Raw genomic sequence first — 21123 nt, 5'->3', positions numbered from 1 at the left:
GGGGGGTTCCTTCGTGCACGCCTGTGAAAGATGACCTGTCGGGTTCAGGCGCGAAGGATGCCTGTCGGTGGTGCCGATTAACCCCAAGACTCCGTGGGAGCCGCACTGCTGGGTCTTCCATGCCCGTCGCGGTTGGATCGATGACTGCGAACGTGACGGGCCTCGGCGCGTGCGCAGTGCCGACCTGGTGAGGCCAACGCCGCAGAACGTTACAGACCGATGACGAATCGTGCTCGCCGGGGCCGTGTGAGGTTGATCGCCCTGCGGTCCCGGGACGTTCGGCTCTTCGGGGGGCGCGAGGCGTCATCGCCTACGATGGGAACCATGTCCTCCCAGGTCTCTCTCGGCATGCCCCCCGTCGGCGGCAGCGTGCTGCTCGCCGACCCGCGCGGCTACTGCGCCGGCGTCGACCGGGCCGTCATCACGGTCGAGAAGGCCCTCGACCTCTACGGTGCGCCGGTCTACGTGCGCAAGCAGATCGTGCACAACAAGCACGTCGTCAACAACCTGGCCGCGCGCGGCGCGATCTTCGTCGAGGAGCTCGACGAGGTGCCCGAGGGTGCCACGGTCGTGTTCTCGGCCCACGGCGTGTCGCCGATGGTGCACGCCGAGGCGGCCGACCGCAGCCTCAAGACGATCGACGCCACGTGCCCGCTCGTCACGAAGGTGCATCACGAGGCCCGACGCTTCGCGAGCGAGGGCAAGCACATCCTGCTGATCGGGCACGAGGGGCACGAGGAGGTCGAGGGGACGGCCGGCGAGGCGCCCGACGACATCACGATCGTCCAGACGCCCGACGACGTCGACGACCTCGAGTTCCCCGCGGGCACCCGGCTGTCGTGGCTGTCGCAGACGACGCTGAGCGTCGACGAGACCATGGAGACCGTCCGCCGTCTGCGCGAGAAGTTCCCGCAGCTCGAGGACCCGCCCAGCGACGACATCTGCTACGCCACCCAGAACCGCCAGGTCGCGGTCAAGGAGATCGCCAAGGACGCCGATCTCGTGATCGTCGTCGGCTCGGCCAACTCGTCCAACTCGGTGCGCCTGGTCGAGGTCGCCCTCGAGGCCGGCGCGAAGGCGTCGTACCGCATCGACGACATCTCCGAGTTCGACGAGGCCTGGCTCGTGGGCGTCGAGAAGGTCGGCGTCACGTCCGGTGCGTCCGTGCCCGACGACCTCGTGCAGGACGTGCTCGGCTTCCTCAGCGCGCACGGGCACCCCGACGCCGACGCCGTCCGCACGGCCGACGAGAGCCTGATCTTCGCCCTGCCCCCCGAGCTCCGCAAGGACATGAAGGCGGCCGGCATCCCCTACAAGTGACCTGGTCCGGTCACCGGCGACGCACGACCAGCGCGCTGCCGCCACCTCGACGCCTCGGCTCGGCCACGGCGGTCAGACGTCCGCCTCGGCCGACCTCGATCGTGGCGGCGGCTCCGATCTCGGCGGCCGACGTGAACGTGTCGCCCGACGGCGTCAGCTTCTGCCCGTAGGGGGCCAGCAGCTTCTCGTAGGCGGTGATGAACTCGGGCTCGGCCGGTGTCGAGGCGGTGTTGCGCTGCGAGGCGCGTGGTGCCGCGACGGCCTGCGGCAGCGTCATGCCGAGGTCGATGCGGTTGACCAGGATCTGCAGGACGGTCGTGATGATCGTCGCGCCTCCGGGGGAGCCGACGACGTACCTGACCCGGCCGCGATCGGTCACGATCGTCGGCGCCATCGACGAGCGCGGACGCTTGCCGGGGGCGATGCGGTTGGGGTCCTTCGGGTCGTACGCCGCGGTGAAGTCGGTCAGCTCGTTGTTGAGCAGGAAGCCGCGGCCCGGCACCGTCATGCCGGAGCCGCCGGTCTGCTCGATCGTGAGGGTGTACGAGGCGGCGTTGCCCCACTTGTCGACGACCGACAGGTGGGTCGTCGAGACGTTCTCGGTGTCGGGCTTGTCCTGCGTCGTGACGCTTGCGCAACCCGACGCGAACGGGTCGCCCGCCGCCACGGGGCGCGTCGACGCCGTGGTCTGGTCGATCGTGCAGCGGCGCGAGTTCGCGAACCTCTGCGACGTCAGCCGCTTCGTCGGCACCTTCGTGAACCGCGGGTCGCCGACGTACGCGGCCCGGTCGGCGAAGGCACGGGCCGACGCCTCGAGGTACAGGTGCAGGCTGCGCGCCGTCCGCCGGCCGCCGCCGAGCCGGTACGTCTCGAGGATGTTGAGCGCCTCGCCGACCGACGTGCCGCCGGACGACCCCGGGGCCATGCCGTACACGTCGAGCCCCCGGTAGCGCACGTGCGTCGGTGCCTGGTGGCGCACCCGGTACGACGCGAGGTCCTTCGTCGAGAGGGTGCCGGCCGGCGCGGGGAGCGCCGAGGACGGGTCCTTGCGGGGCGAGCGGACGACGCTCGAGATCTCGCGCGCGAGCGCGCCGCGGTAGAAGGCCCTGGGGCCCTTGGTCGCGATCGACGTCAGGGTGCGGGCGAGCGCGGGGTTGCGGAAGCGGGTGCCGACCTTCGGCGCGTCGCCGCCCGGCAGGAAGAGCTGGGCCGTGTCGGGGAACGCCGAGAACCGCTCGGCGTTGTCGAGCGTCTGGTTGCGGAACGTCTGGTCGACGACGAAGCCCTTGCGGGCCAGCGCGATCGACGGCGCGAGGGTGCGCTCGAGCGACCGGGTGCCGAAGCGCTTCAGCGCGGCGTCCCACGTCGCGACGGTGCCGGGCACGCCGACCGCGACGCCGGACGAGACGAGCTGCGGCGTGAACGGGTAGGGCTGGCCCGTCGCGGGGTCGATGAAGGCGTCGTTCGTGATGCCGGACGGCGCGGTCTCGCGGCCGTCGATCGTGCTGACCTTGTTCTTCTTCGCGTCGTAGTAGACGAAGTAGCCGCCGCCACCGATGCCGGCGCTGTAGGGCTCCGAGACGCCGAGGCCGGACGCCATCGCGACCGCGGCGTCGGCGGCGTTGCCACCCTCGGCGAGCACCTGGCGACCGATGCGGCTCGCGTCGACGTCGACCGATGAGACCGCGCCTCCCGTGCCGGTGGCCGTCGAGGTGGACGCGAGCGAGCCCGTCCGCGACTCCGCGGCCGGGGCCGGCGCGGCGGAGGCCACGGGTGGGGCCGCGGTGACGAGCGCTCCTGCGACGGCGGCGGCGCCGGTGGCGGCGACGAGACGGACGCGGCGGCGTGCGGCGTGGTGGACGACGGGCTCGGTCATGGCTTCCCCCCGGAAGGCGTGCGTGGCGTCTGCTCACCGTACGGCGGGCGAGACGTCTCCACCACCCGTTGCAGCCTGAGACAATGGGTCGGTGGAGACCGCCCTGACGCTCGTGACCCTGCTGGCCATCGTCGTCGCGGTCAGCGCGGTGGCCGGACGGTTCCGGATGTCGGCGCCGCTGGTGCTGATCGTCGTCGGCATCGCGGGCTCGTACGCGCCGTTCGTCCCCGACTTCGAGCTGACGCCCGAGATCGTGCTGGTGGGGCTGCTGCCTCCGTTGCTCTACGCCGCCGCGATCCGCACGTCGCTGATCGACTTCCGGGCCAACAAGCGTCCGATCATGCTGCTGAGCGTGGGGCTGGTGCTGTTCACGACCGCCGGGATCGGTCTGCTGGTGTGGTGGCTGCTCGGGGTCCCGCTGGCCGCCGCCTTCGCCCTCGGTGCGGTCGTCGCGCCGCCGGACGCCGTCGCCGCCACGGCGATCGCACGGCGGGTGGGCCTGCCGCGCCGGGTCGTGACGATCCTCGAGGGCGAGAGCCTGGTCAACGACGCCACGGCGATCGTCACGCTGCGCACGTCGATCGCCGCGATCGGCGGGACGGTCAGCGTCTGGCAGATCGGCGCCGGGTTCGTGGTCTCGGCCGCGGGCGGCGTCGCGATCGGTCTGACGGTCGCGTTCGTCGTGGGGCGCATCCGTCGGCTGATCGAGGACGAGGTCACGGACGTCGCGGTGTCGCTGCTGACGCCGTGGGTCGCGTACCTGCCGGCCGAGGAGATCCACGTGCGTGGTCTCGACTCGCAGCCGTCGGGCGTCCTCGCCGTCGTCGTCGCCGGGGTGATCCTGGGTCACAAGTCGCCGATCATCCAGTCGGGGGCGTCGCGGCTGTTCGAGCGCACCAACTGGGCGACGATCTCGTACGTCCTCGAGAACGCGGTCTTCCTGCTGATCGGCCTGCAGATCCGCACGATCGTCAACGACCTCGACGAGAGCACGCTGTCGGCCACGCGCATCACGGTCGCATGCGTCGCCGTGCTGGCCGCGGTCATCGTGCTGCGGTTCGTGTGGGTGTTCCCGGCGACGTACCTGCCGCGGCTGGTCCCGCGGATCGCCGCCGCCGAGCCGCGTCCGGAGGCGCGGACGATCTTCATGGTCGCGTGGACGGGCATGCGCGGCGTCGTGACGCTGGCCGCGGTGTTCCTCCTGCCGCCGGACGTGCCGGAGCGCGAGGTGCTGGTGCTGATCGCCTTCGTCGTGACGGTCGGCACGCTGATGATCCAAGGCCTGACGATCCCGACGCTGGTGCGGCTGCTGCACGTCCCCGGTCCCGACCGTCACGAGGACCACCTGCAGGAGGCCACGGTCTACCAGGCCGTGACCGATGCCGGCATGGCGTACCTCGACCGCGAGGTGCAGGGCACCGTCGGCGACGACGTCATGCACCGCCTGCGCGAGCGCGCCGCCGACCGGACCAACGCGGTGTGGGAGCGGCTGGGTGGTCTCGAGACGCCGAGCGCGCAGTACTCACGCTTGCGCGCCGCGATGCTGCACGAGGAGCGGCAGGAGCTGCTGCGCATCCGCGACGTCGGCGGCGTCGACCAGTCGATCCTGCAGCAGGTCATGAACGCGCTCGACGTCGAGGAGTCGATCCTCGACCGGCTGTCGGAGGGTGAGACGACGGCCGACCGCGAGACCGACCTGCGTCCGCCCGTCGACCCGGACGCCGCGTGCGAGCACCTGCGGATCGCGTGCGACTACCCGAGGCCGCTGACGCCGACGGGGTGCGAGGAGTGCCTGCGTGACGGGACGCAGTGGGTGCACCTGCGGCTGTGCATGACGTGCGGGCACGTGGGGTGCTGCGACTCGTCGTCCGGGAAGCACGCCTCGCGCCACTTCGAGGAGACGGGCCACCCCGTCATGCGCAGCTTCGAGCCGGGTGAGGCCTGGCGCTGGTGCTTCGTCGACGAGCTGACCGGCTGACCCGGGCCCGCGGTTTCCCAGGTGAACCTGGGTTTCTTCCTGACGTGCCGATCCCCAGGTGAACCTGGGAATCTGGCGCCGCGCGGGCGCGGGTTCCGGCGTGAACCCCGGAGTCCGACGCGTCACCCCTGTTGCGACGAGGGTGAGGTGCCCGATTCTCGGGTTCACCCCTGAAACTTCCGAGGTGAACCTGGGAATCTGCGCCCGCGGGCGGCGTCAGGGACGACGCGAGCGGGGTTCGTCGGTCAGGATGCGCAGCGCGATGATGACCAGTGCCAGGCCGCAGCCCGCGAACAGCGTCATGCCGTGGTCGAGCGTCGCCGCGATCAGTCGCGCGAAGGTGCCGGCGTCGGACGCCATGCCCTCGACGCGGATGGCGGACGGCTCGAACAGGCACACCAGCAGCAGGCTGACGATGAACAGCACCGGCGGGAGCACGCCGGTCGGGAACAGGTTTCGGACGCCGACGGCCATGGGCGGCGTCACGGCGATCAGCACGAACCCGACCGAGTAGAGCAGGTCGAGGCGTCCGTCGACGAGGTCGAGCAGGACGATCGCGGTCATCGCGACGCAGGCCGCAACGATCGCCTGGCGGGCGGTCATGTCGGGCCGCGCCGTGCGAGGGGTGGTGCGCACCGCCTGCGTCATGGCACCGACGGTAGTTCATCGACGAGCTCGGGGGCCGTCAATGACCGGGGTGTCGTCTCGACGAGTCGCGGGGCCGCGACCGGCGTGTCGGCGACGTGCAGGGCGTTGAAGCGCCGCGCGGTCACCAGGAAGCGCGACTCGATCGAGCTGACGGCGTCGTTGTACGATTTGACCGTCGTCTCGAGCGAGCGGCCGAGCCGGTCGACGTGGCCGGCGACGGTGCCGATGCGGTCGTACATCTCGCGGGCGATTGTCTGGATCTCGCGGGCGTTGGCGGCGAGCTGTTCCTGGGTCCACGCGTAGGCGACGGTGCGCAGCAGGGCGATGAGCGTCGTCGGGGTGGCCAGGACGACCTTCTTGGCCGAGGCGTGCTCGAGCAGGCCCGGCTCGGCCTCGAGCGCCGCGGACAGGATCGACTCACCGGGCACGAACAGCACGACGAACTCGGGCGTCTGGTCGAACTGCGCCCAGTACGACTTGGCCGCGAGCTGGTCGATGTGGGTGCGCACCTGGCGGACGTGACGTCGCAGGTGCTCGGCGGCCTCGGCCTCGGTGTCGGCCTGTGCGGCGTCGAGGTAGGCGTCGAGCGGAACCTTGGAGTCGACCACGACGCGCTTGTCGCCGGCGAGCCGCACCACCATGTCGGGTCGCAGCAGCGAGTCGCCGTGCGTGCTGACCTGGAGCTCGAAGTCGCAGTGGTCGAGCATGCCGGCGAGCTCGGCGGTGCGCTTGAGGTGCATCTCGCCCCAGCGGCCGCGCACCTGCGGGCGTCGCAGGGCCGTGGCGAGCGAGGCGGTCTCCTTGCGCAACGAGTCGCTCGTGACCCTCACGGCGTCGACCTGCTCGCGCAGCTGCGTGTGCCACTCGATGCGGCTCGACTCGAGCTGCCGGAGCCGCTCGCCGAAGCGGTCGAGGCTCTCGCGGACGGGCTCGACGGCCTGGGCCGTGGCGGCGCGCGACAGGCTGAGGTCGCGCGCGGACGCGGCGGGCGCGCGTCGTCCGCCGAGGAGGTAGCCGATCGACAGCCCTGCGACGAGGGCCAGCAGGGCGGTCAGGAGGAGGGGGAAGGCTTCCATACCCGCATCCTGACCGCGCCCACCGACAGTTCCACCCGTGCCGCCCACCCGGGCCCGACCGGATTTCGCGAGTGGTGCGGTCTGGTCGATCTGGGACGGCGTGTCTGACCGAGCTGCACCGCTCGGGGACGTCGATGCGCCACTCGCGGCGCTGGGTCAGCCCTGCGAGCCGCCGGCGACCTCGTAGCTCCAGATCTCGCTGTGGGTCGAGACGGGCTTCGGGGCGTCGCCGCCCGCGCGCTCGGCGGCCGAGCGGTGTCCCTCGGCGAACGATGGCGAGCTGACCCAGGCCTGGAAGTCGTCCTCGCTGGCCCAGCGGGTCAGGACGAGCCACTGCGTGCGCTCGTCGGTCGGCTTGAGCAGCTCGAAGCCCTGGAAGCCCGCGGCGCCGTCGACGGCACCCGCGCGGGCGGCGAACCGGTGGGCGAGCTCGTCGCCCGATCCCTCGGGGACGGTGATGGCGTTGATCTTGATGACGGTCATGTCCCGAGCCTACGGACTGATAGCGTCGTGGCCCCTCGGACGGACGGACACGGCATGCTGCCAGCCCACCACGCCGGCGCCTTCGCGCTCGCGGCACTGGCCCTCGTCGTGGTCCCCGGGCCCAGCGTCCTGTTCGTGATCGGACGCTCGCTGTCGCTCGGACGGGTCGGGGGCTTCTTCAGCGTGCTGGGCAACGCCCTCGGGATGGTGCCCGCGATCGTCGCGGTGTCACTGGGCATCGGCGCCGTCGTCGCGCAGTCGCTCGTCGCCCTGACGGTCGTCAAGGTGCTCGGCGCGGCGTACCTGGTGTTCCTCGGCGTGCAGGCGATCCGCCATCGGCACGACCACGTCGGCAGCGGTCCTGAGCTGCTCGTGTCCCGACCGTCCGCGCGCCGGCTCGTGGCCGAGGGCTTCGTGGCCGAGGGCTTCGTGGTCGGCGTGACCAACCCCAAGACGATCGTGTTCTTCGTGGCGGTCCTGCCCCAGTTCGTGAGCCGCGACGCCGGCGCGATCTCGCTGCAGCTGGCCCTGCTCGGCGGCATCTTCTGCGCGATCGCGCTGGCCTGCGACAGCGCGTGGGCGCTCACGGCGGGCACCGCCCGCTCGTGGTTCGCCCGTGACCCCCGACGTCTGGCCCGCATGGGAGCCGGCGGCGGCGTCATGATGATCGGCCTCGGCGGGGCGCTGGCCGTCACCGGCTCCAAGAGCTGACCCAGCGGAGGGCGACCCGTCCTCGGCGCCCGCGGCGGCGAACCACCAGCATGGACGGACACGCGCTCCTGGGCGCTTACGCGGTCGACGCCGTCGACGACCGCGAGCGGTGGACGTTCGAGCGGCACCTCGGCACGTGCGACGCGTGCTGGGACGAGGTCGCGTCCCTCGTGGTCACGTCGCGCGGGCTCGCGAGGATCAGACCGCCTGCGTCGTGACGCCACCGTCGGCCGGGGGAGCGGCGTGCAGGGCCCGCAGCGAGGTCGTCAGCAGGTCGGCGACCGACGCGGCCGGCAGCTCCAGCAGATCGGCGGCCTGCCGGTACGTGTGACCGCCGAACCGGCACAGCGCGAGCGAGGCGCGCTGGTGGGCGGGCAGCTCGTGCAGGCGACTCAAGGGCGTCGGCACGGCCGGGGTGATCGTCTCCAGCTGCTCGGGGTGCCCGTCGAGCCAGGCGCGGACGACCGTCCCGCTCAGCCGGGCCAGGTCGTCGTCGGGCAGGGACGTCCGGACGGCCACGACGACGAGCTGCTCGGCGAGCTCGGGATCGGCCGTCAGCACGCTCGCCACCGCGTGGAGATCGGTGCCGTGCCGGTCGAGGACCTGGAGGTGCTGCTCGCTGGTGCTGTTCATCGTCCTGCCATCCGCTCGGGGTCCTTCTCCGGGCCACGCCCTCGGCCTCCTTTACCCCTTTCGTCGACCGTCCATGCGCCGGACGGGTGACAGAATCGAGCCGTGGCGACCATCGAGACCGAACGACTCACGCTGCGTCCCTTCACGATGGACGACGCCGACTTCGTGCTCGACCTGTTCGGGCGTCGGGAGGTCGCGCGGTGGAGCGGCTCGGGCGAGCCGATGAACCACCGCGACGAGGCCGTCGCGCGCATCGCACGTCAGCCCGGGCGCGCGGGCGACCACCCGGCGGCCGGGATCTTCCACGTCTCGACCCGTGCGGCGGCCGCGGTCGGGATCGCGATGCTGGTGCCGATCCCGGCCAGCGCCGGCCTCGACCGCGACGACCTCGAGATCGGGTGGCACTTCCACCCCGACGCGTGGGGCAACGGCTATGCCACCGAGGCGGCCTCCGCCCTCGTCGCCCGTGGCTTCGGTCTCGGCGTGCCCGAGCTGTACGCCGTCACGCACCCCGACAACGTCGCCTCCCAGGCCGTCTGCGGACGCCTCGGCATGACCGACCTCGGCCTGCGCACCGACTGGTACGACAAGGAGCTGCGGGCGTTTCGCCTCGACCGCCCCTGACGACGTAGGATCGTCCCTCGTGGCTCTCAGCATCGGCATCGTCGGACTCCCCAACGCGGGCAAGTCGACCCTCTTCAACGCACTGACCAAGAACGACGTCCTCGCGGCGAACTACCCGTTCGCGACGATCGAGCCGAACGTCGGCGTGGTCGGCGTCCCCGACTCGCGGCTGGGCCAGCTCGCCGAGATCTTCGGCTCGGAGAAGATCCTGCCGGCGACCGTCCAGTTCGTCGACATCGCGGGCATCGTGCGCGGTGCGTCCGAGGGCGAGGGGATGGGCAACAAGTTCCTGTCGCACATCCGCGAGTCGGACGCGATCTGCCAGGTCACGCGCGTCTTCCGCGACGAGGACGTCACGCACGTCGACGGCGACGTCAACCCCGCCAACGACATCGAGACGATCTCGATCGAGCTGGCGCTGGCCGACCTGCAGACCCTCGAGAACGCGTTGCCGCGCCTCGACAAGGAGTCGCGCAAGGACAAGTCGCTCGTCCCCGTGTTCGAGGAGGCCAAGAAGGCCAAGGAGGCGCTCGAGGCCGGCACCGGCGTGCTGAAGGCCGGGCTCGACCTCGAGCTGCTGCGCGACCTGCACCTCATGACGTCCAAGCGGTTCATCTACGTCTTCAACTGCGACGCCGACGAGCTGAACGACGAGGTGCTCAAGCAGCAGATGCGCGACCTCGTCGCCCCGTCCGAGGCGATCTTCCTCGACGCCAAGGGCGAGGCCGAGCTCGTCGAGCTGGGCGACGACGAGGACGCCGAGATCATGCGCGCCGAGATGCTCGCCGACATGGGCGTCGAGGAGCCCGGACTCGACGCCCTCGCGCGCGTCGGCTTCGCGACCCTCGGCCTGCAGACGTACCTCACCGCGGGGCCCAAGGAGTCGCGCGCCTGGACGATCCCGCAGGGCGCCACGGCACCCCAGGCGGCCGGCGTCATCCACACCGACTTCGAGCGCGGCTTCATCAAGGCCGAGATCGTCTCGTTCGACGACCTGGTCGAGGCCGGCTCGATGAGCGCCGCCAAGAGCGTCGGCAAGGTGCGCATGGAGGGCAAGGACTACGTCATGGCCGACGGCGACGTCGTGGAGTTCCGCTTCAACGTCTGAATCGACGTCTGATGGCTGACCCGCACGTCCGGGAACATCCCCACGGCCGGTAGGGCCGAATTCATGCAACCATCCGAGGGTGGTGCACGAACCACATGGTATGGATCCCGGCGCCGCCCTCGGCATCCGCCTCGCCCAGCAGGACGAGGGGGCCTTGGCGGACGTGTACGCGGCCTACGGGTCCGGCCTCCGCTCGTACCTGAGCCGGTTCGTCGGGCCCGACGAGGCGGACGACGTGCTCCAGCGCACGATGCTCGACGTCTGGCTGAGCGCCGGGCGGTACGACACGTCGCAGCGACTCAGCACCTGGCTGTTCATGATCGCCCACCGGCGTGCGGTCGACACGCTGCGCGCCAGGCGGCACGACATCGTCGACGTCGACCTGGCCCGTGACCTCGTCGGCGAGGACGGGCGGGAGATGGCCGAGCGTCACGCCGACGCGGCCGAGGTGCGGGTCGCGATGAACCGGCTGCCCGAGCACGAGCGGATCGTGCTCGAGCTGGTCTACTTCAGCGGCCTGACCCACCGCGAGATCGCCGACCGGCTCGACGTCCCCCAGGGGACGGTCAAGGCCCGCGCCTCGCGCGGCACCCACCGACTCAGCGCCTTGATCCGCGCCGTCGACACCTACGCGGGAGCATCATGACCTCGGCCGACCACTCCATCGACCTCGGCGGGCTGCTGCGCGGGGAGCTCACGAACGCCGGGGTCGTCCGCGTCTCCGAGCACCTCGACGACTGCGCGCCGTGCCTCGAGGAGCTCGCGGACCTCGCGGTGGGGCACTCCCTGCTGACGTCGGCGTCCCGGCGGCTCGGGCCGGCGGTGCCGGATCCCGCGCCCCTCCCTCCGCTGCCGACCGGTCTGTCGCGCCGTCGCCGACCACGCCGACGTGTCCTGCTGGCCGCCGCCGCCGCGGCGCTCGTGGTGGGTGTCGCCACAGGTGCCGCCGTGATCGGATCCGGCGCCGGACCGGACGCCGGGGGAGGGCCGATCGCGACGGCGAGGCTCGAACCGTTCGGCGGGTCGGCCACCGGCGTCGTCCTGATGGCGCACGACACCGCGTCGACGACCCGCATGACGATCGAGGCCGACCGCCTGCCGGCCGTGGACGGCGGCCGCTTCTACTACGCGTGGCTGCTGGACCCGACCACCAACAAGATGCTGCCGCTCGGGCAGATCGGCGTCGGGGACGCGTCCACGTTCACGCTGCCCGACGACCTCGTGGCGAGCTACAGCGCCGTCGACATCAGTCTCCAGGAGGACAACGGCGACCCCGCCCACTCCGTCACGTCCGTGCTTCGCGCCTCGTACGACTCAGGGTCGATCTGACCCCGAGCATTTCACCCCCCCCGGAAGGAAGAACCCCATGAAGATTCGTACCCTCAGCACAGCCGTCGCCGCAGGTCTGGCACTGACGCTGATCAGCCCGGCCGGCCCCGCCGGTGCCGCGAGCCACAAGCCCCGGGGCACCGACAGCCTCGCCAGCGTGCTGGCCGCCGACGGCGCCGGCTACGACCGCAACTGGTCCGACTACGACATCCTCGACAAGGCCGTGAGGACGGTGCTCGCGGCCAAGCCGGGCAGCCCGGTCGCGGTCCTCGCCGACGGCAGGACGGCGCTGACCGCCTTCCTGCCGAAGGACATCGCGTTCCGCCGACTGGTGCTCGACCTGACGGGCCGCAAGCTGAGCAAGGAGAAGTCTGTGTTCAGGGTGCTGGCCGGAGCGGCCGACGTCGACACGCTCGAGGCCGTGCTGCTCTACCACGTCGTGCCGGGCGCGACGATCACGTACCGGCAGGCGCAGAAGGCGAACGGCGCCACCCTGGCGACGGCTTTGACCGATGCCGACCTGCGCGTCGCGGTGCGACGCGGTGCCGTCCACCTGCGCGACAACGACCCGAACGACCGCGATCCGCGCGTCATCGCGTCCTCGAGCGACATCAACAAGGGCAACCGGCAGATCGCCCACGGCATCAACCGCGTGCTGCGACCGCTCGACCTCTGACCGACGCGGGAGCGCGGTCCCGGGTGGCTCCGGGACCGCGCTCCCGCGTGGACGGCCCGTGAGGACGGTGCTGCGCCGGACGATGCGAGAGGCTCCTGCTTCTCGGACGTGTTGAAGCTTCGCGCGAGGCGTGTCAGTCTGGTCGGTCGCCTCGCCTGAGTGCGCGACCGACCAGAGGGTCGGTCCTCGATCTCCAGAGAGTGACCACGTCATGTCGAGACCTCGCCGCACGTCCTCGCGCGGACACGTCCCTCCGCTGCGATTCGCGATCAGCGAGAGGGGCGACATCGCCTACCCGCTCCTCACCCCGTACCCGGTCGATGGATCGATCGAGGACTGGCCGACCCTCACGCTGCCCCGGACGCAGGTCGACGGTGCGGATGACGCGTCGGTCGCCGAAGCGGCCGAGAGCGGCGACCTGACCGACCTGAGACTGGGCGACGGAGGCGTGCCGTACACGCGCCACGCCCTCGTCGAGTCGTTCGACTACTCGTTGGTGCCCCTGCCGACGCTCACCCTGGACATCGAGCCCGTCCCACCGAGCTCGCGACCCACCAGGCTGCGGTTCGTCGACGCCGTCATCTCCGACTGGACGACCGACCAGGACCACGAACCCGGGCAGCCCCACAACGAGCTGTGCGAGCTGACCTGGGACGGGGCGCAGACGTTCCTCCTCGAGTTCTTCTCGTTCAAGATCCTCCTGAGGGCCGCGCGGCTCGAGGTGGGCCACGCGATCACCTCGTGAACCCGTTCGCGCCTACGGTCATGACCCATGAGCAACGCATCGCCGGCGGCCGAGAAGCGCATGCGCCTGCGGTTCGCCGGCACCTGCCGGGTGTGCGGGATCGACATCCCGGCGAAGGTCGCAGCGGTCTACGAGCGGTCCACCAAGACGGTTCGCTGCCTCGCGCACGACGAGCGTCCTGACGTCCCCGTCGTTGACGGGTCCCTCGACGTGGGGACGCCCGGTGCCTCGGCACGCCGCGAGTTCGAGCGTCGGCGGGACGGCCGCGAGCGGAGGGTCCGTGCCAGGCACCCGAGAATCGGCAGCTTTATGCTCGCGGTGTCGGACGAGCCGCAGTCGACCGCCGCCTGGAACACCGGTGCCCTGGGGTAGGAGCGCCTCGGCAACCGGCTGAACGAGCTGGCGTCCGACCGCCTGCGCGTGCTGCACGACCGGCGCGTCCCGGGGTCGCGCGCCAACATCGACCACCTCGCCGTGACGCCGACCGGAATCTACGTCATCGATGCGAAGAAGTACGCCGGCCGTCCGCGGCTGAAGGTCGAGGGCGGCGTGCTGAGGCCTCGGGTCGAGAAGCTGATGGTCGGTTCTCGTGACGGCACCAAGCTCGTCGACGGGGTGCTGAAGCAGGTGGACGTCGTGAGGGGAGTGGTCGGTGATGATGTCGCCGTGCACGCGGTGCTCTGCTTCGTCGAGGCCGACTGGCCGCTCATCGGCGGTTCGTTCGCGACGCGAGGAGTCTCGGTCCTCTGGCCGCGGAAGCTCTACCCTCTCCTCGCAGCTGACGGATCGATGACGCTCGACGCCGTCGAGCGGACCCATCGTGACCTCGCCGCGGCTCTGCGGCCGGCGTGAGGAGCCGCGGGTCGGCCGCGTCGGCGTCAGTTCATCGGCCAGACGACGCCCGCGGTCGAGGGTTGTTGTGCGAAACACGCTGTTACGATCGCGCGATGCTGAGGCAAACTCTGGCGTGCGGGATCGGCGCCGCGATCGTGGCGACCGGTGCAGCGTGCGACGCGAACAGCGAGAGTGACGCAGGTGCGGGATCGTGCGACGGGGCCGACTCGACGGTCGTCCAGCAGATCATGGCGGGCGCGCGGACCGACTTCCGTCCGACCCTGGCCGATGGAAGCCCCGGCGTGCTGATCAAACGTCTGGAGCCGCTCGACGCCAGTGTCGCGAAGCTGCCCGAGAAGGATCGCGAGTTCGGTGCCGACCAGCTCGTCGCTCTGCAGGTCTCGGTGGTCCTCGGCGGCGAGGACACGTCGGGGGGCATCGGCGGATTCGACGGACCCGTCTACTTCGCGCTGGACGCGGAGGGGAAGCTCCTGGGACCCGTCGGCCAGTTCACCGCATCCCAGTTCGACCTCGAGTCGCCCGCCGACGCCGATTGGCTGAGCTGGGGAGACAAGGTCGAGAGCACCGAGCTCGGCTTCGGCCTGGCCGACTGCGTCAAGCCGAGCTGACCCCACCGCCGCCGAGGAGCGACATGCCGTACGAGTCCGGGAGCAGCGCGACCCTGCTCTGGCAGGGCGTCTTCGTCGTCGTCGCGATGCACTCGGTTCGGGGCCTGCGGTCGGTGAGGGCGGCCCCCGCGCGTGGCCGAGTTCTCGCGAGAGCCGGCACACGTAAGCGGTGGTTCATCGGGACCGCGTGGACCGCCGGCGTCGTGCTGATCGCGGTGGGAGCGGTGCTGCATCTCGCCGCCGGCTACTGGTGGGTCTCGGTGCTCCTCGCCGTGGCGGCTACTGGCTGCGGGTGGGCTCTCGTCGAGAACGTGCGTCGACGCGACGACCCGCCCGGCGGCGACAGGCCGTGGCCGACGGCGTACCGGTACGTGTCGAACGCGGGGCTGGCGAGCTGGGCGTTGCTCGTCATGACATGGGTCGGGGCAGACCTTCTCGACGGCGACTGGTCGGACGCCCTGCCCGGTCTGGCCGGCTGGTGCGTGTTCGTCGTGGCGGTCACCGTCGCGGCGGTTCGATCGCGACGTGCGGCGCAGGAGCACCGCGAGGCCCCACCCTTGCGGCGGGACGCCGGGCACGGTGAGCTGCGCCTGCGTCGACCCTCGAACCGATGGGCGTTCGGGCTGGTCCTGGCCGTGCACCTCGACGCGCACCTGGTCGCCGAGCTGCGGGCGGGGGAGTCGACCTCGGTCCGGGTCGAGGCAGGCGAGCACGACCTGGCCTTCGTCGTCGACGGGATGGGGCTCGCGGTCCACCGGGTCGACGTCCCCGCGGGCGAGTCGGTCGAGGCCGAGCTGGTCCTGGACGAGAACGACGTCACGCTGGCCCGGATACCCGACGGTCCGCTGGTCGTCCGCCTGACGCCCTAGTCGGTCTTGCGCTGCTCGGCGATCCACGTGTGGTCGACGATCGCGGCGCCGACGGCGGCGCGCAGCGCGGTGCTGTCAGCGCTTCGGTAGAGGTCGCGCGAGTAGTACGGCGACTCCTCGCGGTAGGGGCCGCTGTGGTGGACGCGGTGCGCGAGGTCGGAGAGGTACGCGTGACCGCCGGCCCGGTACGCGTCCCGCTCGGAGTCGTCGAGCCTGATGAGCGCCGAGGTGTCGATCAGCGCGCTGTAGCTGTAGCGGGCGTCGAGCAGGAGGACGTCGTCCTGCTCGACCAGGAACCACGCGCCGGGCTCGTGGTCGACGTAACGCATCACGGGCTCCATCCTCGTTTCAGCCGGCCGCGGGACGTGGTGGCGCGTGGAAGACCGTGCGGTGCAGCAGGTCGTCGTTCTCGACGAGCCAGTCGGTGACGCGCCACATGTCAGGCAGCAGCGGGTGCTGCAGCGCCGCTTCGCGGTCGAGGGCCCGGCCCATGATCGCCCCGGAGTGTCGGAGCGGCGGGACGAGCGACGCGGCGATCTCGGCCTGCCCGTCGACGTGGCCGTACCAGCAGCCGAACGTCACGTTGTCGTCGTGGTCGGGCCCGGCGAACGACCCCATGACGACGTCGACGTACGTCTCGTAGGTGTGGGGGTACCAGTCGGCGAAGTAGACCGCGTAAGGCCTCCCGCCCAGCTGCACGAAGCCCGTCCGGCCCTCGTGCTCCTCGCCGCAGTCTTCACAGGTCTGGAACCGCTGATCGGGGGTGCCGTCGAAGGTGAACTCCGCGTCGGCCCCCACCCCGGTCCTGCGCCCCCACCGCTTCACGACGTCACGCCCCGTGGCGGGCGACGTCGGCGGCGAGCAGGGCGGGCCACGTCTCGAGGTCGGCGCGGGTCTCGGCGACCGCGAGCGTCGCCGACGGCATCAGGTCGACCAAGGCCATCGCGGTCGACAGGGGATGCGACGGGTCGTCGACCCACGCCAGGATCGAGGTCGGGACGTCGACGGTCGCGATCGCCTCGGCCGACGGCAGGTCGCTCGCCGCGGCGCCGCGGAACAGCGACGGCAGCAGGTCGACGTCGACGTCGGGCCGGGTCTCGGGCAGGCCCGCGGTCGCGGGCGGGACGGGCGCGAGCCGCCCGGCCTCGACGAACACGTCGACGCCCCGCTCCTCGACGAGCAGCGCCGCGGCACGGTAGTCGTCCGCCTTCGCGGCACGGGTCGCCCACGCGGTCGGTGGCACGAGCAGCGTCAACCCGCTGAACCGCTCGGGCTCGCGGACGGCCGCGTGCAGCAGCGTCGCGGTGCCCATCGACGGCCCGACCCCGTGCACCTGCTCGTCGGGGAAGAACGCGTCGAGCAGGCGCAGCAGGTCGTCGGCGAGGTGGTCCCACCGGTAGTCGTCGGGCTCGGCACGGCCCGTCGAGCGTCCGTGCCCGCGTGCGTCGTAGCGCAGCAGCCGCGTGCCGCTGAGCCCCCGCCCGAGGTCGAGGTCGAGCAGCCGGTCGCGCGAGCGACTCGACGTGAGCCCGTGCAGCTGGACGACGGCGTGACCGCCCTCGTCGCTGAGGTCGACGGCCAGGTCGGCTCCCGGGACCGCGAAGGTGCTCACGACGGCTAGGGTATCGGCCATGCGACTGACCAACGTCGCCCATCTGCGCCTCCCCTTCGGACGACTGATGGGGTACGACGTGAGGGTGTCCGAGCCGGGCCGTCCGCTCACGGTGTCGTTCGACCAGCGCCGCCACGTCGGCGCCGGTGACCGACCGGGCTCGTGGATGGCGATCTCGTTCCGTCTGCGCGAGCCGGTGCCGCGCGACGCGCTGGCCGACGCCTGGCTCGCGGTGGTCGCGCGCCACGGCACGCTGCGCTCGGCCTTCGTGCCCGGGGACGACGGCGAGCCGCAGCTGCACGAGGTCGAGGTCTCGGCGGGCGGCTGGGTCGAGCACCCCGTCGCGGCGGGCCAGTCGGTCAACGACGCGCTGCGCGACCAGCTCGACAGCGCCTGCACCCCGTACGCGTCGCCGTCGCACCGGCTCAGCGTGCTCGAGACCGCCGCCGGCCCCACGATCGTCGTCGCGGCCGACCACTCGCACGTCGACATGTGGTCGATGCTCGTGATCGTCCGCGACCTGCTCGCGGCGCTCGCGGACGTCCGAGCGGGTCGCGCACCCGCCCTGGCCGAGGCGCCCGCCTTCGCCGAGCACTCCGCGGCCCTGCAGCAGCGCCCACCCGCGCCGGACGACGTGCACCGTCGCTGGCGCGAGATCATCGACGGCAGTGGCGGGACGATGCCGCGCTTCGCGCTGCCGCTCGGCGAGCCGGTGCCGCAGCCCGAACGGGTCGAGGTGCGCGACGTGCTCGACGTCGACGACAGTGCCGCGTTCTCGGCGCAGGCCCGGGCCGAGAACGTCTCGACCCTGGCCCTCGCGGTGTCGGCGATGACGGACGTGACCCGCGAGCTGGCGGGCACGTCGCTGCGGGCGGTGTTCCCCGTGCACAGCCGGTACGAGTCGACGTGGCACGACTCGGTCGGCTGGTTCATCACCAACTCGGTCCTCGAGTCGGCCGATCCCGACCCGCGTGCCTGCGCCGCCGCCGTCAAGGAGGCCGTGCAGCTCGGCTCGTGGCCGCTCGAGGACGTCCTGGCGCCGTGGGGCGGCATGCCCGAGGCCCCGGGCATGTTCGCGATCTCGTGGCTCGACCTGCGCCGGTTGCCGGTGCGGGTCGACGCGGCTGGCCTCGAGGCGCAGTACATCGGGGCGGCGATCCGCACCGACGGCGTCATGCTGTGGTTCATCCTCGACGAGAGCGGCCTGCACCTGCGCTGCCGCTACCCCGACACCGACGAGGCGCGCACGCACGTCGGCGGCTGGCTCGACCTGCTGGTCGAGCGGCTGCGGGGCGTCGCGCACTCGTCGGCGGGCAGCCGGCTCGACGTCGGCGACCGACGGTTCCGGGTGCAGCGGGCCGTGCGGGCCGACGTCCCCGCCGTCGTCGCGCTGCTGGCCGACGACGAGCTGGGTCGCGCCCGTGAGAGCGCGGAGGAGGCCCGGTACGAGACCGCCTTCGACGTCGTCGCGCGCGACACGTCGCAGTACCTCGCCGTCGTGCGGGACGAGGCCGACGTCGTGGTGGCGACGATGCAGCTGACGATCATCCCGGGCCTGCTGCGATCGGGCACGACGCGGCTGCAGATCGAGGGCCTGCGGGTCGCCGCCGGCGAGCGGTCGCGCGGACTCGGCGCGGCGATGCTCCGGTGGGCCCACGAGCACGGACGTGCCAGGGGTGCGTCGCTGGCGCAGGTCACGACCGACGAGGTGCGCGAGCGGGCCCGGACGTTCTACGAGCGGCTCGGCTACGAGACCAGCCACGTGGGTCTGAAGCGCGGGCTCTGACCCGGAGGTTCGCCGGCCCCGGACAGGCCGAGAGGCCCGTGCCGCGGGTGGCTGGGCCTCTCGAGAACGGGATCGCGCCGTGGAAAAGGCGGCGCGAGACCGGTGGTCCGAGCCTACGCCGGGCGGCCCGCTCCTGCCCGTCTAGTCCTTGTGGAAGCAGTGACTAGTCCTTCGTGACTGATTCTCAGAATCCGTGTCGGATCGGTGAAAATCGCGGTTACGCTTCATGCGCATCACCTGGGGGATGGGTGATCTGGAGGACGCGTGATCAACACCCGCGAGCTCCCGGCGACGCCCCTGCACCGGTGGGCATCCGGTCGGGAAGTCTCTTCCCGCGAGCAGGGAAGACATCATCATGAAGACCGTCACGTTCACGCGCGCACTCGGCCTCGGCGTCACCGCCGTCCTCGTCAGCTCCGCGTTCCAGTTCACCCCCGCCTCCGCGGCACCCGCAACGACGCTCACGCTGACCGTCGATTCGCAGGACGGAGCGGCCTTCCAGCCGTCCGACTACGCCGCCGACGACATCGCCGTGCAGGTCGAGGACTCGGCCGGTGCCTACGACGTCGACGACGCGCAGGACCTGCGCTACACGTGGGAGTACACCCCGTTCGGGACGGGCGCGAAGAGCGTCACGCTCCCGGCCACCGGCTTCGACGAGCAGACCACCGACGTCAAGGGTCGTTTCACGGTTGCGCTCCCCGTCAGCCAGGGCGCCGGAACCTACGCGCTGGACGCTGTGCTCGAGGACGAGCCCGCTGGCACGACCGGAGCCCCGTCGGTCACGAGGACCTTCACGGTGGGCAACGCCGCCCCCGCCGGCAGCACCGCCACGGTCACGGGCCTCGGCGGCAGCACGCCGGGCCTCGCCCAGGGCGGCACGCTGACGGTGGAGGACGCCAACGGCAAGCCCGTCGCCGGACAGGTGTTCTCGCTGACGGTCGACCACGGCTTCTTCACCCCCGGCGCCGCGCCGACCCCGGCCGCCGGCAGCCGTGTCGGAGACCTCGAGAGCGCCGGCACGAAGCTGACCGGACTCACCGACCAGGACGGCCAGATCGACTTCGACCTCGGCATCGCCCGTGACGCCGGCTTCGACGACGACGCGAAGGTCGCCGCCGCCGTGACGGTCGCCGGCGTGACGACCTCCGGCACGAACGCCGCGTGGAGCACCGACAACCCGCTCAACGGTGGTGTCGCGATCCGCCTGTCGCCCGCTGGTGAGCAGGACGGCCCGGTCAACCCGGCCCTGGCCGGCAACCGCACGTTCTACGACGTCTTCGCCCTCGACCAGTTCGGCAACCCCGTCGCGAAGAACGCGGGCACCGACATCTCGATCGGCCTCGGCTACACCCGCAACGTCGACGACTACGACTACAGCGACGACGAGATGGTCGCCGACCTCGACACGTTCGGCGACATCTGGCTGACCTCGTTCGAGGCCGGCACGATCGACGTCAACGGCCTGTGGGAAGAGGCCCCGACGACGGTCTACGGCACCGGCGGCACGCCGGTGAAGGGCGTGAAGGACGTCACCACGTCGACCGCCTCGACGACGTACGAGATCTCGTTCGGTGCCTCGCGCTTCTCGATCTCGTCGTCGGCCGCCGACACCGTCCGCGTCGGCTCGACCGTCACGCAGACCGTCCGCGTCGTCGACCAGCAGGGCAACCCCGTCAACGGCTGGGACGTGCGCTTCCTGCGCTACGGCCCCGACGCCGTCCGCGGCGACGTCGTCGCGACCCGCACGACCAACGCGGCCGGCGAGGCCACGTACAGCTTCATCGGCACGGCCCGCGGCCGCGCCACGATCACCGCCGAGGTCACCGACGGCGTCCGTCGTCGTGAGCTGACGGGCACCGCCGCCTTCGGCGCGACGGTCCGGGCCCGTCTGGCCAGGACCAAGGGCACCACGGCGGGACGCGGCGCGGACCGTCTGACGGTTGCCGCCGGACGCGTCGCGGCCGGCGCCCGGGTCGATCTCTACCGCGTCGTCAAGGGCGTCGAGAAGCGGGTCGGGTCCAGGACGCTGGGCCGCAAGGGCACCGCGAGCTTCGTGGTCCGTGACACGAACCGCAGCTCGCGGACGACGTACGTCGCCCAGGTCCGCTCGACGACGAAGACCGTCGCCGATCGCTCCAACGGCTACAAGACTCGCTGACCTTCTTCACTCCCATTCAAAGGAC

23 protein-coding genes, 1 pseudogene and 1 riboswitch are annotated in these 21123 nt (G+C 71.6%); of the genes and pseudogenes, 16 read left to right on the top strand and 8 right to left on the bottom strand.

The genetic code is table 11. From position 1 onward, the window contains the following. Positions 1 to 3: 3 nt before the first annotated feature. Positions 4 to 178, bottom strand: a riboswitch (cyclic di-AMP (ydaO/yuaA leader). A 146-nt stretch (positions 179 to 324) separates the two neighbouring features. After that, complete coding sequence (locus IFT73_RS13640) at positions 325 to 1320, top strand: 4-hydroxy-3-methylbut-2-enyl diphosphate reductase (protein WP_192168095.1); 996 nt, start codon at positions 325 to 327, stop codon at positions 1318 to 1320. Positions 1321 to 1330: 10 nt separating this feature from the next. On the opposite strand, the gene ggt is transcribed toward IFT73_RS13640, so the two are convergent. Further along, entirely contained in the window at positions 1331 to 3196 is a 1866-nt protein-coding gene (gene ggt, locus IFT73_RS13635; protein WP_192168094.1) for a gamma-glutamyltransferase, read from the bottom strand. A gap of 91 nt (positions 3197 to 3287) precedes the next feature. On the opposite strand from ggt, the gene IFT73_RS13630 reads away from it, so the two are divergent. Next, positions 3288 to 5174: a Na+/H+ antiporter gene (locus IFT73_RS13630; RefSeq protein ID WP_192168093.1), complete on the top strand. Its 1887-nt coding sequence runs from the start codon at positions 3288 to 3290 to the stop codon at positions 5172 to 5174. Between the two features lie 216 nt (positions 5175 to 5390). Here the strand turns inward: IFT73_RS13630 and IFT73_RS13625 are convergent, their stop codons facing one another. The 3 genes from IFT73_RS13625 to IFT73_RS13615 form a co-directional block, all read right to left on the bottom strand. Then, positions 5391 to 5822, bottom strand: coding sequence for a DUF6542 domain-containing protein (locus IFT73_RS13625; protein WP_192168092.1), 432 nt, complete (start codon positions 5820 to 5822; stop codon positions 5391 to 5393). Next, a complete protein-coding gene (locus IFT73_RS13620) occupies positions 5819 to 6898 on the bottom strand; it encodes a DNA recombination protein RmuC (RefSeq protein ID WP_192168091.1) in 1080 nt (359 codons plus the stop codon). Before IFT73_RS13620 ends, IFT73_RS13625 begins: the two co-directional genes overlap by 4 nt. 156 nt (positions 6899 to 7054) lie before the next feature. Further along, the gene (locus IFT73_RS13615; RefSeq protein ID WP_192168090.1) at positions 7055 to 7381 is read right to left on the bottom strand and encodes an antibiotic biosynthesis monooxygenase; all 327 of its coding nucleotides are present in this window, start codon (positions 7379 to 7381) and stop codon (positions 7055 to 7057) included. Between the two features lie 54 nt (positions 7382 to 7435). Between IFT73_RS13615 and IFT73_RS13610 the strand changes: the two genes are divergently transcribed. Further along, positions 7436 to 8092, top strand: coding sequence for a LysE family translocator (locus IFT73_RS13610; RefSeq protein ID WP_192168089.1), 657 nt, complete (start codon positions 7436 to 7438; stop codon positions 8090 to 8092). A gap of 50 nt (positions 8093 to 8142) precedes the next feature. After that, positions 8143 to 8310, top strand: coding sequence for a zf-HC2 domain-containing protein (locus IFT73_RS13605; RefSeq protein ID WP_157432675.1), 168 nt, complete (start codon positions 8143 to 8145; stop codon positions 8308 to 8310). Here IFT73_RS13605 and IFT73_RS13600 read toward each other — a convergent pair. Beyond that, the gene (locus IFT73_RS13600) at positions 8291 to 8725 is read right to left on the bottom strand and encodes an RNA polymerase sigma factor (protein ID WP_192168088.1); all 435 of its coding nucleotides are present in this window, start codon (positions 8723 to 8725) and stop codon (positions 8291 to 8293) included. The genes IFT73_RS13605 and IFT73_RS13600 overlap by 20 nt on opposite strands. Before the next feature lie 102 nt (positions 8726 to 8827). Here IFT73_RS13600 and IFT73_RS13595 point away from each other — a divergent pair, with 102 nt between their 5' ends. From IFT73_RS13595 to IFT73_RS13555, 10 genes and pseudogenes are all read left to right on the top strand, one after another. Then, positions 8828 to 9349, top strand: coding sequence for a GNAT family N-acetyltransferase (locus IFT73_RS13595; RefSeq protein ID WP_192168087.1), 522 nt, complete (start codon positions 8828 to 8830; stop codon positions 9347 to 9349). A 19-nt stretch (positions 9350 to 9368) separates the two neighbouring features. Next, positions 9369 to 10457, top strand: a complete 1089-nt coding sequence (gene ychF / locus IFT73_RS13590) for a redox-regulated ATPase YchF (protein WP_192168086.1) — start codon at positions 9369 to 9371, stop codon at positions 10455 to 10457. Between the two features lie 100 nt (positions 10458 to 10557). Continuing rightward, complete coding sequence (locus IFT73_RS13585; RefSeq protein ID WP_192168085.1) at positions 10558 to 11103, top strand: RNA polymerase sigma factor; 546 nt, start codon at positions 10558 to 10560, stop codon at positions 11101 to 11103. After that, positions 11100 to 11786: an anti-sigma factor gene (locus tag IFT73_RS13580; protein WP_192168084.1), complete on the top strand. Its 687-nt coding sequence runs from the start codon at positions 11100 to 11102 to the stop codon at positions 11784 to 11786. Before IFT73_RS13585 ends, IFT73_RS13580 begins: the two co-directional genes overlap by 4 nt. A gap of 37 nt (positions 11787 to 11823) precedes the next feature. Further along, positions 11824 to 12462 carry a fasciclin domain-containing protein gene (locus tag IFT73_RS13575; RefSeq protein WP_192168083.1) on the top strand — a complete coding sequence of 213 codons (639 nt, stop codon included), beginning with the start codon at positions 11824 to 11826 and terminating at the stop codon, positions 12460 to 12462. A gap of 211 nt (positions 12463 to 12673) precedes the next feature. Then, a complete protein-coding gene (locus tag IFT73_RS13570) occupies positions 12674 to 13207 on the top strand; it encodes a hypothetical protein (protein WP_192168082.1) in 534 nt (177 codons plus the stop codon). A 27-nt stretch (positions 13208 to 13234) separates the two neighbouring features. Beyond that, a complete protein-coding gene (locus tag IFT73_RS18660) occupies positions 13235 to 13579 on the top strand; it encodes a hypothetical protein (RefSeq protein ID WP_197984174.1) in 345 nt (114 codons plus the stop codon). Between the two features lie 15 nt (positions 13580 to 13594). After that, positions 13595 to 14059: pseudogene (locus IFT73_RS18655) on the top strand (nuclease-related domain-containing protein); the annotation flags it as partial. A 95-nt stretch (positions 14060 to 14154) separates the two neighbouring features. Beyond that, a complete protein-coding gene (locus tag IFT73_RS13560) occupies positions 14155 to 14670 on the top strand; it encodes a hypothetical protein (protein WP_192168081.1) in 516 nt (171 codons plus the stop codon). Positions 14671 to 14693: 23 nt separating this feature from the next. Then, the gene (locus IFT73_RS13555) at positions 14694 to 15539 is read left to right on the top strand and encodes a hypothetical protein (protein WP_192168080.1); all 846 of its coding nucleotides are present in this window, start codon (positions 14694 to 14696) and stop codon (positions 15537 to 15539) included. Here IFT73_RS13555 and IFT73_RS13550 read toward each other — a convergent pair. From IFT73_RS13550 to IFT73_RS13540, 3 genes are read right to left on the bottom strand one after another with little or no spacing between them, the layout of a single operon-like run. Beyond that, a complete protein-coding gene (locus IFT73_RS13550; RefSeq protein ID WP_192168079.1) occupies positions 15536 to 15871 on the bottom strand; it encodes a hypothetical protein in 336 nt (111 codons plus the stop codon). The two genes, IFT73_RS13555 and IFT73_RS13550, sit on opposite strands and share 4 nt — an antisense overlap. A gap of 16 nt (positions 15872 to 15887) precedes the next feature. Then, on the bottom strand, positions 15888 to 16337 hold the full coding sequence (locus IFT73_RS13545; protein WP_192168078.1) for a hypothetical protein: 450 nt from the start codon (positions 16335 to 16337) through the stop codon (positions 15888 to 15890). A gap of 31 nt (positions 16338 to 16368) precedes the next feature. Further along, positions 16369 to 17151, bottom strand: a complete 783-nt coding sequence (locus tag IFT73_RS13540; protein ID WP_192168077.1) for an alpha/beta fold hydrolase — start codon at positions 17149 to 17151, stop codon at positions 16369 to 16371. A 19-nt stretch (positions 17152 to 17170) separates the two neighbouring features. Here IFT73_RS13540 and IFT73_RS13535 point away from each other — a divergent pair, with 19 nt between their 5' ends. Together IFT73_RS13535 and IFT73_RS13530 are read left to right on the top strand one after the other, a co-directional pair. Beyond that, on the top strand, positions 17171 to 18937 hold the full coding sequence (locus IFT73_RS13535) for a GNAT family N-acetyltransferase (RefSeq protein WP_192168076.1): 1767 nt from the start codon (positions 17171 to 17173) through the stop codon (positions 18935 to 18937). Positions 18938 to 19292: 355 nt separating this feature from the next. Continuing rightward, the gene (locus tag IFT73_RS13530) at positions 19293 to 21098 is read left to right on the top strand and encodes an Ig-like domain-containing protein (RefSeq protein ID WP_192168075.1); all 1806 of its coding nucleotides are present in this window, start codon (positions 19293 to 19295) and stop codon (positions 21096 to 21098) included. The last annotated feature ends 25 nt before the right edge of the window (positions 21099 to 21123 follow it).

It is taken from the genome of Aeromicrobium sp. CFBP 8757, from assembly GCF_014841755.1.
GTDB lineage: Bacteria > Actinomycetota > Actinomycetes > Propionibacteriales > Nocardioidaceae > Aeromicrobium.
This window is presented reverse-complemented; position numbering and strand designations above follow the sequence as displayed.

Bases quoted from the DNA above. Each gene is read 5' to 3' on its own strand.
- IFT73_RS13640 (WP_192168095.1), top strand. From the start codon at position 325: ATGTCCTCCCAGGTCTCTCTCGGCATGCCCCCCGTCGGCGGCAGCGTG.
- ggt (WP_192168094.1), bottom strand. From the start codon at position 3,196: ATGACCGAGCCCGTCGTCCACCACGCCGCACGCCGCCGCGTCCGTCTC.
- IFT73_RS13625 (WP_192168092.1), bottom strand. From the start codon at position 5,822: ATGACGCAGGCGGTGCGCACCACCCCTCGCACGGCGCGGCCCGACATG.
- IFT73_RS13620 (WP_192168091.1), bottom strand. From the start codon at position 6,898: ATGGAAGCCTTCCCCCTCCTCCTGACCGCCCTGCTGGCCCTCGTCGCA.
- IFT73_RS13615 (WP_192168090.1), bottom strand. From the start codon at position 7,381: ATGACCGTCATCAAGATCAACGCCATCACCGTCCCCGAGGGATCGGGC.
- IFT73_RS13610 (WP_192168089.1), top strand. From the start codon at position 7,436: ATGCTGCCAGCCCACCACGCCGGCGCCTTCGCGCTCGCGGCACTGGCC.
- IFT73_RS13605 (WP_157432675.1), top strand. From the start codon at position 8,143: ATGGACGGACACGCGCTCCTGGGCGCTTACGCGGTCGACGCCGTCGAC.
- IFT73_RS13600 (WP_192168088.1), bottom strand. From the start codon at position 8,725: ATGAACAGCACCAGCGAGCAGCACCTCCAGGTCCTCGACCGGCACGGC.
- IFT73_RS13585 (WP_192168085.1), top strand. From the start codon at position 10,558: ATGGATCCCGGCGCCGCCCTCGGCATCCGCCTCGCCCAGCAGGACGAG.
- IFT73_RS13580 (WP_192168084.1), top strand. From the start codon at position 11,100: ATGACCTCGGCCGACCACTCCATCGACCTCGGCGGGCTGCTGCGCGGG.
- IFT73_RS13575 (WP_192168083.1), top strand. From the start codon at position 11,824: ATGAAGATTCGTACCCTCAGCACAGCCGTCGCCGCAGGTCTGGCACTG.
- IFT73_RS13570 (WP_192168082.1), top strand. From the start codon at position 12,674: ATGTCGAGACCTCGCCGCACGTCCTCGCGCGGACACGTCCCTCCGCTG.
- IFT73_RS18660 (WP_197984174.1), top strand. From the start codon at position 13,235: ATGAGCAACGCATCGCCGGCGGCCGAGAAGCGCATGCGCCTGCGGTTC.
- IFT73_RS13560 (WP_192168081.1), top strand. From the start codon at position 14,155: ATGCTGAGGCAAACTCTGGCGTGCGGGATCGGCGCCGCGATCGTGGCG.
- IFT73_RS13555 (WP_192168080.1), top strand. From the start codon at position 14,694: ATGCCGTACGAGTCCGGGAGCAGCGCGACCCTGCTCTGGCAGGGCGTC.
- IFT73_RS13535 (WP_192168076.1), top strand. From the start codon at position 17,171: ATGCGACTGACCAACGTCGCCCATCTGCGCCTCCCCTTCGGACGACTG.
- IFT73_RS13530 (WP_192168075.1), top strand. From the start codon at position 19,293: ATGAAGACCGTCACGTTCACGCGCGCACTCGGCCTCGGCGTCACCGCC.